Raw genomic sequence first — 12136 nt, forward strand, 5'->3', positions numbered from 1 at the left:
CGAAAGCCGAGGTGTCCTTTCCGGACGTGGGGATGATGTCCCACATCCGCGGCCGAAGGTGCAATCGAAACCATTTGTTAACCTTAACCAATTGGAAAACCGTTAAGAACCTTTCTTGGAGGTGGCATGCCCCATGCATCGTGACGCAATAGGTCGCCTAAAGCGGCCCCGTGTGTCCGACGATGACACAACGGCAGAAGTCGAGGCATGGAGCACCAGGGAATGAACCAGGAAGGGACAATGGCGCTGTTCCAATATTGGAACGACTTGCGCGGACCGCGCCCTTCCCCTCGTCGCACCGAAATCGAGCCAAGCGACATCCGCAAGCTGCTGGCCGATACCTTCATCCTTGAAATGGACGCGCGTTCGCAACCCGTCTTCAGGCTCGCCGGCACGCGGCTGTGCGCCACCTATGGACGCGAACTGAAGGGGCATGCCTTTACGCCGATCTGGTCCGACCGCGACCAGCCGATGATGTCGCGCCTGACGGGCAACGTGTTTCGCGACAATTCCGTGGTGGTCATCACCTATCTCGGCATCACCCACGGCGGCCGGACCAACCCGTTCGAAATGCTGCTCCTGCCGCTCGATGGGGGCCAGAGCAGCCCGCGGCTTCTCGGCTGCGCCCTCCCCGTCAAGAAGCCGTTCTGGCTGGGGGCCGACACGGTCTTCGAGAACCGGCTCGAGACGCTGCGCATGATCGACCCGGACAGGGAGCCGATGTTCCTGACGAACCGCCCGCCCGTCTCCATCCCGCGGGCGCCCGAGAAGCCATTCACGTCACAGGCGGCGACGAACACGATGCGTCGGCATGTTCGCCATCTGGTGGTCATCGACGGCGGAAAGAACGGCAGCTAGGCGCGGTCAAGGCTACCTATGCGCGCAATCCATCAACTTACGCCTTTTTAACAGGTTGAGCGTAGGGATGAAGAAACCCTCCATGAGGAGGTTTGCGACTGACGGGACCTTGCAATGAATGCTGTGGCGGGAGAGATCGCGTCGTCTTCGGTTGAAAGGAGAACCTTTCAACGCGTCCGCGTGAAGATCTTCGGCCGCTATATGCTGCCCGACCGGACCGAACATACTTGCCAGGTGATCGACATGTCGCCCGGCAACGTCTCACTTCGATGCGAGGCCAAAGGCCAGCTCGGCGACCGCGTGGTCGCCTATCTGGATCATGTGGGTCGGGTCGAAGGAGTCGTCAGCCGCCTCTTCGACGACGGTCTGGCCATGACACTGGTGGCTTCGGAGCGCAAACGTGAGAAGCTGGCCGCCCAGCTCACCTGGCTGGCCAACAAGCATGAGCTCGACCTGCCCGAAGACCGGCGCCACGAACGTATCGCCCCCGCCAACCCCCTCACCGTCATGCAACTGGCCGATGGCCGGCAGTATGAGTGCCGCATCATCGATCTGTCGCTCTCCGGCGCGGCGGTCGAGAGCGACGTGCGGCCCGCGATCGGCGTTCAGGTGATGCTGGGCACCATGCGGGGCCAGGTCGTACGTCATTTCGACGATGGCATCGCCATCGAGTTCGCCGTCATCCAAGACGAGACCTCGCTCCACGCCCAGTTCGACCGCAACCGGCGCTGAGCGACATTTCCCACTGCTGAACTGACGCGGCCGCCGCGATCCCCGGATCGCGGCGGCCGCGTCGTATTCAAGCTGCCGTCCGCGCGGTCGGCAGCCGACCCGCGCTCGAACACGCGGCGGATCCCTGGCCGGCCAGCAACCGGATCGCCCCGATAGGACAAATTTGAATCAAATCTGTGTTTCATTCTATATTTGTTTTATGCGAATTTGTTCTTATTTTTGATCGATCTCTATTTAAACTCTACTTCCCTCTTTTGCCTGGTATAAATTCGACTGTGTCAAGGTCTTCTCAAACGGGGAGACTACATAATGGGACACATCGCAAGAATTCTGGCTGCCGTGGCGGCCTCGGCAGTCATGAGCGCGGCTACCGGCGCGGCGGCGCAGGCCCAGGCGTTCATGCCGACCACCGGCCTGTCGAGCCAGCCCATCGGCCACTACGAGTTCTGCCAGCGCAAACCTCAGGAATGCGGACCGACCAACGCCGGGGGCGCGCAGGTGGAACTGACGCGCGAATTGTGGGCGACGATCGTCGAGGTCAACAACGCCGTCAACACGATGGTGACGCCGCGTACTGACTGGGAATTGTGGGGGGTCGAGGAATACTGGGCCTACCCCAACAACGGATATGGCGACTGCGAAGCCTATGCGCTGGAAAAGCGCCGCATGCTCATCCGCGCCGGCGTGCCCGCCGCCAGCCTGCTGATGACGGTCGTCAGGCAGACCAATGGAGAGGGCCATGCGGTGCTGACGGTGTCGACCAGCATGGGCGACTTCATTCTCGACAATCTCGAGCCGCGGGTCCTTCGCTGGCACGACACCGAGTACGAGGTCCTCAAGCGCGTCTCGGAACGCCACGCGGGTCAGTGGATCGGCGTCAGCGACCACCGCAACGTCATCGTCGGCAGCGTCCGCTAAGGGAACACAGATACCCGGTCGAGTCCCCCTCCCCGTCCCCAACGACCGGGTCAGGAGCCGGCCCTTCCCCGGGGCCGGCTCCGCTTTCCTCAAAGTGGGGCTGGCCTCTAGACGGGCTTCAGGCCGGCGCGAAAGCGGCGGGCATTGGCAACATAGTGGGCTGCCGAAACCCTGAGCCGCGCCACTGCCGCGTCGTCGAGCGTGCGCACGACCTTGGCCGGGGAGCCGACAATCAGCGAATTGTCCGGGAAATTCTTGTTTTCGGTAACCAGGGCTCCGGCACCAACGAGGCAATTGCGCCCGATGACAGCGCCGTTGAGGATCGTCGCTCCCATCCCCACCAAGGAATTGTCGCCGATCGTGCAGCCGTGCAGAATGGCGCGGTGACCGATCGTGCATCCTTCGCCGACCATTAGCGGAAATCCCGGGTCGGTATGCATCACCGTGTGCTCCTGGACGTTGGAGCCTGTGCCAATGGTTATGGGCTCATTGTCGCCCCGCAGGACCGCGCCGAACCAGATCCCGACCTCGCGGCCGAGAGTCACGCGGCCGATCACCACCGCATCCGGCGCGATCCAGACCGTATCGGCATCCTCGATGGTCGGCGCGACTTCGTCGATTGAATAAAGCGGCATTTCATCTCCCTGCTCTTGACGCAGGAAGCATAGGCGCAGGCACCGACGCCCGGCAAGGCACCGGTCACCGGCCGGAAACCTTTACGCTCCCTTTACCATAATCATGCACCTCATATTGCTCGAGCGGCCGCCGCGCGCGCCGATCAAGGAACCGACCGGGGTCATGAGCGAGACGATCACTGCGATAGAGCGGCAGTTGCGCCCCGCCTTCCTGAGGCGGCTGTTCCATGCATTCCTGGCACTGGCGGTGCTCTCGGGCGTGGTCAGCCTGGCCGGCCAATGGCTGGGCAGCCGCCTGGCCCTCGGCGGACACTCCCCTGCCACGACACAGCACGAGGTCGTCCTCGGCAACGACGTCCTGCTGGTGGCGGAGAACTCCATCCGTTTCGAGGAAGCTCGCCAATCCGGCGTCGCCAGCCGCCTCGACCTCTATCTGCACTGGCCAAGCCTGGACGGCTATTCGGAGGCTGCACGGGACGCCTTCAACCATGTGAACGGCTCTCGCGAGATCATCTTCCTGACGTTTCACAAGCGGCTCACATCCCGCGACATGAGCGGGCGATACGACCCGATCTATGCCGCCGTCACCGAAACCGGACATGCTGGTCCCAACGGTCTTGCCATGCGGCCGTTCAAGGCCGGCTCAGGCTTCGTCGAGGAGATACTGGCGGTCGGCCCGCCCAACATTTCGGGCCGCCGCTTCGTCGCACGCTGCCTGTCGGCAGCGCTGGCCAGCGAATCCCTGGCGCCCTGCGAACGCGACCTGCACCTAGGTGAAGGGCTGAGCGTGAACTATCGGTTTCCCGAGCATCTGCTGGCTGAGTGGGACGCGCTCGACGAAGCGATCTCCGTAAAGATCGCCGAGATGCTTCAGTAAAGAGCGCTGGACAAACGGAAACAGACCATTGCGCGGTCTGTTTCCGTGAGGCCGGCGGTTGCCGGCGGGTCCAATCGCCAAGCGCGGCCGGTCCCTTTTCAGGGACATTAGCCGCGGGCAGTGTGCCGCCGGAGTTTCCCCCGCGGCACGCCGTGCAACGCCATCAGGAGTTGACGGCGTCCTTGAGGCCCTTGCCGGCCGAGAATTTCGGCACGTTGCGGGCCGGAATCTGGACCGTGTCGCCGGTCTGCGGGTTGCGGCCGGTGGAAGCCTCTCTGCGCGAAACCGAAAAATTGCCAAATCCGACGAGACGGACATCGCCGCCCTTCTTCAATTCGCCGCTGATGACGGAGAAAACCGCATCGACAGCCGATTGAGCGTCGGCCTTCGAGATCTTCGCTTCATCGGCGACCGCGGAAACTAGCTCGTTCTTGTTCATCAAAAACTTCCCTTCGCTATGAAAGACCGGAATGAACGACTCAACCGGCAGGTTCGGGATACTATGCAGCGAAGGCCCGCGGACCAAGCCGGAAAATGCCCCGAAAGCCCGGAAATCCAAGGTTTTTGACCTTCAAGACACGAAAAAGCCGGGCCACGGGGCCCGGCTCTCCAAATATTTCCGATTGTGTCGTCTATCAGTGAGCCAACGAGGCCTGGCTCGTGTCCTCGGCTTTGGCTGCCGGGGTGTCGACAGGTTCGACCCATTCGATGGGCTCGGGCATCCGCAATAGGGCGTGGCGGAGCACCTCGCCGACGCGACTGACCGGCACGATTTCCAGCCCGCTCTTCACGTTGTCGGGGATGTCCACCAGATCCTTGGCGTTCTCCTCGGGGATCAGCACCTTCTTGATGCCGCCGCGAAGCGCCGCAAGGAGCTTTTCCTTCAAGCCCCCGATCGGCAGCACGCGGCCGCGCAGGGTGATCTCGCCGGTCATGGCGATATCCTTGCGCACCGGGATGCCGGTCAAGACCGAGACGATGGCGGTGACCATGGCGATGCCGGCCGACGGACCGTCCTTAGGCGTCGCACCCTCCGGCACGTGCACGTGGATGTCGCGCTTGTCGAAGATCGGCGGCTCGATGCCGAAATCGACGGCGCGGCTGCGCACATAGGACGCAGCGGCGGAGATGGACTCCTTCATCACGTCCCTGAGGTTGCCGGTGACGGTCATCTTGCCCTTGCCGGGCATCATCACGCCTTCGATGGTGAGAAGCTCGCCGCCGACCTCGGTCCAGGCCAAGCCGGTAACCACGCCGACCTGATCCTCGCCGTCGGCCTGGCCCACGCGGTAGCGCTGCACGCCGAGATACTCGTCGAGGTTCTTCTCCGTGATCTTCACCGACTTCTTGCCGGTCTTCAGGATCTCAGTGACCGCCTTACGGGCAAGCTTCATCAGTTCCCGCTCGAGGTTACGCACGCCCGCTTCACGGGTGTAGTTGCTGATCGTCGCGCGCAGCGCCTCGTCCGTGACGGCGAACTCCTTGGGCTGGAGTGCGTGGTCGCGGATTGCCTTCGGCAGGAGGTGCCGCTTGGCGATCTCGACCTTCTCGTCCTCGGTGTAGCCGGCAATGCGGATGATCTCCATGCGATCCATCAGCGCCGGAGGGATGTTGAGCGTGTTGGCCGTCGTCACGAACATGACGTTGGACAGGTCGTACTCAACCTCCAGATAGTGGTCCATGAAGGTCGCGTTCTGCTCGGGATCGAGGACCTCGAGCAAAGCCGAAGACGGATCACCGCGGAAATCCATGCCCATCTTGTCGATCTCGTCGAGCAGGAAGAGCGGGTTGGATTTCTTGGCCTTCTTCATCGACTGGATGACCTTGCCGGGCATCGAGCCGATATAGGTCCGCCGGTGACCGCGGATCTCGGCCTCGTCGCGCACGCCGCCAAGCGCCATGCGGATGAACTCGCGGCCGGTGGATTTCGCAATGGACTTGCCGAGCGAGGTCTTGCCGACGCCGGGCGGGCCGACGAGGCAGAGGATCGGCCCCTTGATCTTGCGCTGGCGCGACTGGACCGCGAGATACTCGACGATGCGCTCCTTGACCTTCTCGAGACCGAAATGATCGGCATCGAGCACGTCGAGCGCGTAGCCCAGGTCCTTCTTGACCTTGGACGGCTTGTTCCACGGGATGGACAGGAGCCAGTCGAGATAGTTGCGCACGACGGTGGACTCGGCCGACATGGGCGACATCGTCCGCAGCTTCTTGAGCTCGGCCTCGGCCTTCTCGCGCGCTTCCTTGGACAGCTTGGTCTTCTTGATGCGCTCCTCGAGCTCGCCCGCCTCGTCGCGGCCGTCCTCGCCCTCGCCGAGCTCCTTCTGGATCGCCTTCATCTGCTCGTTGAGATAGTATTCGCGCTGCGTCTTCTCCATCTGGCGCTTGACGCGCGAGCGGATGCGCTTCTCGACCTGGAGGACCGATATCTCGGACTCCATGTAGCCCATGGCTTTCTCGAGCCGCTCGCGCACGGACAGCGTGGCCAGCATCTCCTGCTTGTCGGCAATCTTGACGGCAAGATGGGAAGCGATGGTGTCGGCGAGCTTGGAATAGTCGTCGATCTGACTGGCGGCGCCCACGACCTCAGGCGAGATTTTCTTGTTGAGCTTCACGTAGTTCTCGAAATCGGCGACCACGGAGCGCGACAGCGCCTCGATCTCGACCTCTTCCTCTTCCGGCTCGGCCAGCGTTTCGGCATTGGCCTCGTGGAACTCGGCATTGCCCGTGTAGCCGGTGATCGACGCGCGCGCCGCGCCCTCGACCAGGACCTTCACGGTCCCGTCCGGCAGCTTCAGGAGCTGCAGCACGTTGGCGAGCGTGCCGACCTCATGGATGGCGTCGGGCGCCGGATCGTCGTCGGAGGCGTTCTTCTGGGTGGCCAGCAGAATCTGGCGGTCGGACCCCATCACCTCTTCCAGTGCCTTGATCGACTTTTCCCTGCCCACGAAGAGCGGAACGATCATGTGCGGGAAGACGACGATGTCGCGCAGGGGAAGCACCGGATAGGTGCCGACAGCGCCCGTGGTCCTTTCAGGTGTGCTCATTTTCAAGCCTTTCATGTCGCGGTCGCCTCATGGCCAACCGCGAATCCTATTGTAACCGCTGGAAGCAAATCCGCCTATTGCGGGAATTCAGGGGTTTCAGCACGGAAATGTCAGACCCAGCCTGCATCATAGGTGGAGGCCTGAGGCCCAAAGATCAAGGGCGGGAAATGGCGCTCCGTGCGGCACCTGTGCCCCGGCGGCCGAACGCCGCCGGGCTGGGCAGCAATACCAGACGATCACGCGCTGGCGCTGCCCTTTTCGTTCTCGCGCTCGGCATAGATGTAGAGCGGGCGGGCATTGCCCTGTACGACCTCGTCGGAGATCACGACTTCGCGAACGCCTTCGAGCGCCGGCAGCTCGAACATGGTGTCGAGCAGGATCGATTCCATGATGGAGCGCAGGCCGCGTGCACCCGTCTTGCGCTCGATCGCCTTCTTCGCGATCGCCGACATGGCGCTCTCATGGAAGGTCAGTTCGACATTCTCCATGTCGAAGAGCCGCTGGTACTGCTTGACCAGCGCGTTCTTGGGCTCGGTCAGGATCTGGATCAGCGCCGCCTCGTCGAGGTCCTCAAGCGTCGCCAGGACAGGCAGACGGCCGACGAATTCGGGGATGAGACCGAATTTAAGCAGATCCTCGGGCTCGACCTTGCGGAAGAGCTCGCCGGTCTTGCGGTCCTCGGGCGAGGAGACATTGGCACCGAAGCCGATCGAGGTCTTGCGGCCGCGGTCGGAGATGATGCGGTCGAGACCGGCAAAGGCGCCGCCGCAGATGAACAGGATGTTGGAGGTATCGACCTGCAGGAACTCCTGCTGGGGATGCTTGCGCCCGCCCTGCGGCGGAACGGAGGCCACGGTGCCTTCCATGATCTTCAAGAGCGCCTGCTGCACGCCCTCGCCCGACACGTCGCGGGTGATCGAGGGGTTGTCGGACTTGCGGCTGATCTTGTCGATCTCGTCGATATAGACAATGCCGCGCTGGGCACGCTCGACATTGTAATCGGCCGATTGCAGCAGCTTGAGGATGATGTTCTCGACATCCTCGCCCACATAGCCGGCTTCCGTCAGCGTGGTGGCGTCGGCCATCGTGAAGGGCACGTCGATGATGCGGGCCAGTGTCTGGGCCAGCAGCGTCTTGCCGCAGCCCGTGGGGCCGATCAGCAGGATGTTCGACTTCGCCAGTTCGACGTCCTGGTTCTTGGCCGCATGCGCCAGGCGCTTGTAGTGATTGTGGACCGCCACAGACAACACGCGCTTGGCGTGGGACTGGCCGATCACGTAATCGTCGAGAACCGTCAGGATCTCCTGCGGGGTGGGAACGCCTTCGCGCGACTTCACCATCGAGGATTTGTTTTCCTCGCGGATGATGTCCATGCACAGTTCGACACACTCGTCGCAGATGAAAACCGTCGGGCCCGCGATCAGCTTGCGGACCTCATGCTGGCTCTTGCCGCAAAACGAGCAGTAGAGCGTGTTCTTCGCATCGCCCCCGCCGTTGCTGATCTTGCTCATATTCCATGTCCTTTCGGCACTTCCGTCTCGTCGACCCCAAGGGTCGCGAAGCGCTGTGGCACTTTAGGGCGCGAGGCCGTCGCTGCCAACCGGCGACCGCCGCGTCCCTGCTTCCGAAATCCTGGAGATCCGACCTTTCGCCGGCTCCCCAAACCCTCCAACGCAGAAAGTTGGCATCGGATCATCAACATAGGCTTAAGGGACGCCCCGCAGCCAAACTTATGTATCAACCCGGATATTGCCGCCTGACCAGACCAGATACCGACGCAACGCGGCTGGACCCTGCGACTTCGAAACTAGGTACGAAACGAAACACAGGAAAGGGCCAACTGTGGCAGAATTGACGCTGCCACCGTCAAAAATCGTTCACAATCGACGTGACGACCCAAATCAGCTCGAGGCAGGCGCGTCCATCGCCTCGCGATTCGTGATGACCTTGTCCACAAGTCCGAAATCCTGCGCCTCTTCGGAGGTCATGAAATGATCGCGATCGAGCGTCTTTTCGATGGTCTCGTAGTCCTGGCCGGTATGCTGGACATAGACCTCGTTCAGGCGACGCTTCAGCTTGATGATGTCCTGGGCGTGGCGCTCGATGTCGGAGGCCTGGCCCTGGAAACCGCCCGAGGGCTGATGCACCATGATGCGGGCGTTCGGGGTGGCGAAACGCATGCCCTTCTCGCCAGCGCACAGCAGCAACGACCCCATGGAGGCCGCCTGCCCGACACAGAGCGTGGACACGGCTGGCTTGATGAACTGCATGGTGTCGTAGATGGCCATGCCACTTGTCACCACGCCGCCGGGCGAGTTGATGTAGAGGGAAATTTCCTTCTTCGGGTTCTCGGCCTCAAGGAAGAGAAGCTGCGCGCAGACCAGCGTCGCCATGCCGTCCTCGATCGGGCCGGTGATGAAGATGATCCGCTCCTTGAGGAGGCGAGAGAAGATGTCATACGCCCGCTCACCGCGATTGGTCTGCTCGACCACCATCGGCACGAGGTTCATCGCGGTTTCGACTGGATGCTTCATCGGGCATGTCCCTTGTTCTGGAAGCGATTCGCGACCGGACGGCGGAATCTCTGAGATGCTGGGCCCTAGATAGGTTGGCAGGACCGGCTTGCGCAAGAGCTAGACGGCTTCGGCGCGCAGCCAACTGCCAAGTGAAGCCGAATCGCCCGTTTCGAGCGCTTCGGCGACGCGCCGACCAACGGCTGCCCCGAACTTGTAACCATGTCCGGAACAGGCAGAGACGACCAGGCAGACACCGATTTCCTGGCAGTGGAAACGCTCGTCAGCGGTGAAAGTGTAGGCACAGGTGACGAATTCACGCACCGCGTAATCGCCGACCCGGGCGATGGCTCCAGCGAACAGATCGCGCAGGGCCTCACCCTCGCCGGGCCTGGGAACGCGGTCGGCATCGGCGTCGTCCGTGGGGCGTTTGGTGAGACCGGACCCGAATTTGAGCCCCGCCCCTCCCGAAGGCGGGATGATGTAGCCATCCGTTTCGCCGCCCACGTCCAGAATGATCGGGGCGGAATCCCACGCCGAGACGAGCTCGGCTGGAGGCTGGAGGTAGACAACGCCGGTCCGGTGGGTGGAGAGCGTGCCAGTCACCTCTGGAAACAGCTTCGGCACCCAGGCACCGGCGGTCACGACGACGCGGTCGGCCAAGATGGTGTCGCCGCTCTCGAGCTGCAGGCGGCCTTGCTTCGGGTCAACGGAGATCACGCGTGTGTTTTCAAGCACGGTCGCGCCGTTCCGGCGCAGCCAGGCGGCGGTCCCGGCGGCGATCCTGCGACAGTGCAACGCACCGCCTTCAGGCGAATGGAAGACGAAGCGCATGGAGACCGCATCGAGGAACGGCCATCGCTCGGCTGCTTCTTCGGCACCAAAGACCTCATGCGCGTATCCGCCGGCTCTCATGCCCTCAAGATAGCGTTCGGCCTCGTCACCTTCCTCGCGCGACATGCAGATGAAGCCGCGATGATCGTAGTGATTCGTGCCCAGATCCGCCCAAAGGGCGTCCCAGGCCTCGTAGGCCTCGGTGATAAGACGGCCGTAACCGCTGTCTGGGCCGTAGGCGCGCCGGATGATGCGGTGATGATCGCCGGAGGCCGCGAGTGGATTGGGAATCGTGCCCTGCTCGACGAGCGTGACGTCGTGGCCGCGCGCGGTCAGCGACCAGGCGGTGGACAGGCCGGCAATGCCGGCTCCGACGATGGCAATCTTCATGGGAATTCTCCGCAGGCAGGTCGCGGAAGCTTAGCCTCTGGCACAGGCCTGGCAAGACAGGCTAAGCAGCGCTCATGACACAGACCGCTCCAGCGCCCGACCATCTCCATTTCGATCGCGCCCGCCGGAAAGTGCGGATCGATCCGCATGACCACCGCTTCTTCCAGGATCCGTATCCGGCCTACGCCTATCTGAACCGGGAGGCGCCGGTCTTCTTCTGGGAGGAATTCGGCCACTGGTGCCTGGCCGGTTTCGATGACGTCAACCGGCTGTTCCGCGACAAGCGCTTCGGGCGCGAACGGCCCGGCGGCTACATGAACGCGGTGAAGGCCTTGGGAGACCGGTCGCATCTGGCAGCATTCGACGCGGTCGAGGCGGGGTCCATGCTGGAACTCGAGCCGCCTGTCCACACGCGGCTGAGGACCCTGGTCAATCGCGCCTTTGTCTCGCGCCAGGTCGAGAAACTGCGCCCGCGGATCGAGATGCTGGCGCACGCGCTTGTCGACGCTTTCGAGGACAGGGGCGAGGTCGACCTCATTCCGTCCTTCGCGACGCCACTGCCCGCCACCGTGATCGCCGAAATGATGGGGTTGCCCGCCGAAACCGGACCGCAGCTCGTCGCCTGGTCGAATGACATGGTGCGCATGTACATGCATGCGCCCACGCGCGCGGACGCTGACAAGGCCAACGAATCGGCCGCTGCCTTCGCGGGCTTCATCCGCCACCACGCCGACGGGCGGCGCAAGGACCCGGGCGACGATTTGCTCAGCGTCCTGATCGCCGCGCACGAAAGCGGCGACAGGCTGTCGGAGGACGAACTCGTCTCTTCGGCCATCCTGCTGCTCAATGCGGGCCACGAAGCGACGGTGCACCAGACCGGCAATGCCGTGCGCACGATCCTGCGCCAGGGCGGCGACCCGCGCCGCTTTTTCGGCGACGACGCGGCGACGGCGGCCACGGTCGAGGAATGTTTGCGGATCGACGCGCCGCTGCACATGTTCACCCGCTTCGCCTATGAGGACGTGGAAATCGCCAAGGGCGTCGTCCTTCGGCAGGGCGAAACGCTCGGCCTGCTCCTGGGCGCGGCGAACACCGATGCGGCGGCTTTCGACGCCCCCCTCGCCTTCTTGCCAGACCGGCAGGACCAGAAGAACGTCTCCTTCGGCGCGGGCATCCATTTCTGCATCGGCGCGCCCCTGGCGCGGCTCGAAATGCAGGTGGCGCTCAAGGTGCTGTTCGAACGACTGCCGGGGCTGAAACTGACCGAAGACCCGCGCTACCGCGACACCTATCATTTTCATGGGCTGGAGCGGCTGACGGTTGCGTGGTGAG

General features: G+C 63.1%; 11 protein-coding genes. 5 read left to right on the forward strand and 6 right to left on the reverse strand.

The window, feature by feature from the left end; all coding sequences use genetic code 11:
* The first annotated feature begins 207 nt into the window (after positions 1-207).
* The 3 genes from GRZ55_RS18580 (at position 208) to GRZ55_RS18590 (ending at position 2508) form a co-directional block, all read left to right on the forward strand.
* The gene (locus GRZ55_RS18580) at positions 208-858 is read left to right on the forward strand and encodes a PAS domain-containing protein (protein WP_246734867.1); all 651 of its coding nucleotides are present in this window, start codon (positions 208-210) and stop codon (positions 856-858) included.
* A 114-nt stretch (positions 859-972) separates the two neighbouring features.
* Positions 973-1590, forward strand: a complete 618-nt coding sequence (locus tag GRZ55_RS18585) for a PilZ domain-containing protein (protein ID WP_169288455.1) — start codon at positions 973-975, stop codon at positions 1588-1590.
* Positions 1591-1947: 357 nt separating this feature from the next.
* Positions 1948-2508: a transglutaminase-like cysteine peptidase gene (locus tag GRZ55_RS18590; RefSeq protein ID WP_246734871.1), complete on the forward strand. Its 561-nt coding sequence runs from the start codon at positions 1948-1950 to the stop codon at positions 2506-2508.
* Positions 2509-2615: 107 nt separating this feature from the next.
* Here GRZ55_RS18590 and GRZ55_RS18595 read toward each other — a convergent pair whose 3' ends face one another.
* On the reverse strand, positions 2616-3143 hold the full coding sequence (locus tag GRZ55_RS18595) for a gamma carbonic anhydrase family protein (RefSeq protein ID WP_169288457.1): 528 nt from the start codon (positions 3141-3143) through the stop codon (positions 2616-2618).
* Between the two features lie 163 nt (positions 3144-3306).
* On the opposite strand from GRZ55_RS18595, the gene GRZ55_RS18600 reads away from it, so the two are divergent.
* Positions 3307-4020 carry a hypothetical protein gene (locus tag GRZ55_RS18600; protein ID WP_169288458.1) on the forward strand — a complete coding sequence of 238 codons (714 nt, stop codon included), beginning with the start codon at positions 3307-3309 and terminating at the stop codon, positions 4018-4020.
* Between the two features lie 163 nt (positions 4021-4183).
* Here GRZ55_RS18600 and hupB read toward each other — a convergent pair whose 3' ends face one another.
* The 5 genes from hupB to GRZ55_RS18625 form a co-directional block, all read right to left on the reverse strand.
* Positions 4184-4459, reverse strand: coding sequence for a DNA-binding protein HupB (gene hupB / locus GRZ55_RS18605; protein WP_169288499.1), 276 nt, complete (start codon positions 4457-4459; stop codon positions 4184-4186).
* A 196-nt stretch (positions 4460-4655) separates the two neighbouring features.
* Positions 4656-7067 (reverse strand): endopeptidase La, encoded by a 2412-nt coding sequence (gene lon / locus GRZ55_RS18610; RefSeq protein ID WP_169288500.1) that lies wholly within the window; start codon positions 7065-7067, stop codon positions 4656-4658.
* A gap of 236 nt (positions 7068-7303) precedes the next feature.
* Positions 7304-8578 carry an ATP-dependent Clp protease ATP-binding subunit ClpX gene (clpX, locus tag GRZ55_RS18615; protein WP_169288459.1) on the reverse strand — a complete coding sequence of 425 codons (1275 nt, stop codon included), beginning with the start codon at positions 8576-8578 and terminating at the stop codon, positions 7304-7306.
* Positions 8579-8968: 390 nt separating this feature from the next.
* A complete protein-coding gene (gene clpP / locus GRZ55_RS18620; protein ID WP_169288460.1) occupies positions 8969-9601 on the reverse strand; it encodes an ATP-dependent Clp endopeptidase proteolytic subunit ClpP in 633 nt (210 codons plus the stop codon).
* A 99-nt stretch (positions 9602-9700) separates the two neighbouring features.
* Positions 9701-10804 (reverse strand): FAD-binding oxidoreductase, encoded by a 1104-nt coding sequence (locus GRZ55_RS18625; protein WP_169288461.1) that lies wholly within the window; start codon positions 10802-10804, stop codon positions 9701-9703.
* A gap of 74 nt (positions 10805-10878) precedes the next feature.
* Between GRZ55_RS18625 and GRZ55_RS18630 the strand changes: the two genes are divergently transcribed.
* Positions 10879-12135, forward strand: a complete 1257-nt coding sequence (locus GRZ55_RS18630) for a cytochrome P450 (RefSeq protein ID WP_169288462.1) — start codon at positions 10879-10881, stop codon at positions 12133-12135.
* Position 12136 lies beyond the last annotated feature (1 nt).

Source organism: Chelativorans sp. ZYF759 (assembly GCF_012911015.1).
In the GTDB taxonomy this organism is placed as follows: domain Bacteria; phylum Pseudomonadota; class Alphaproteobacteria; order Rhizobiales; family Rhizobiaceae; genus ZYF759.

What these genes read in the sequence shown, in the direction of transcription:
- GRZ55_RS18630 (WP_169288462.1), top strand. Translation starts at nt 10,879, where the DNA reads ATGACACAGACCGCTCCAGCGCCCGACCATCTCCATTTCGATCGCGCC.
- GRZ55_RS18585 (WP_169288455.1), top strand. Translation starts at nt 973, where the DNA reads ATGAATGCTGTGGCGGGAGAGATCGCGTCGTCTTCGGTTGAAAGGAGA.
- GRZ55_RS18590 (WP_246734871.1), top strand. Translation starts at nt 1,948, where the DNA reads ATGAGCGCGGCTACCGGCGCGGCGGCGCAGGCCCAGGCGTTCATGCCG.
- lon (WP_169288500.1), bottom strand. Translation starts at nt 7,067, where the DNA reads ATGAGCACACCTGAAAGGACCACGGGCGCTGTCGGCACCTATCCGGTG.
- GRZ55_RS18625 (WP_169288461.1), bottom strand. Translation starts at nt 10,804, where the DNA reads ATGAAGATTGCCATCGTCGGAGCCGGCATTGCCGGCCTGTCCACCGCC.
- clpP (WP_169288460.1), bottom strand. Translation starts at nt 9,601, where the DNA reads ATGAAGCATCCAGTCGAAACCGCGATGAACCTCGTGCCGATGGTGGTC.
- clpX (WP_169288459.1), bottom strand. Translation starts at nt 8,578, where the DNA reads ATGAGCAAGATCAGCAACGGCGGGGGCGATGCGAAGAACACGCTCTAC.
- GRZ55_RS18580 (WP_246734867.1), top strand. Translation starts at nt 208, where the DNA reads ATGGAGCACCAGGGAATGAACCAGGAAGGGACAATGGCGCTGTTCCAA.
- hupB (WP_169288499.1), bottom strand. Translation starts at nt 4,459, where the DNA reads ATGAACAAGAACGAGCTAGTTTCCGCGGTCGCCGATGAAGCGAAGATC.
- GRZ55_RS18600 (WP_169288458.1), top strand. Translation starts at nt 3,307, where the DNA reads ATGAGCGAGACGATCACTGCGATAGAGCGGCAGTTGCGCCCCGCCTTC.
- GRZ55_RS18595 (WP_169288457.1), bottom strand. Translation starts at nt 3,143, where the DNA reads ATGCCGCTTTATTCAATCGACGAAGTCGCGCCGACCATCGAGGATGCC.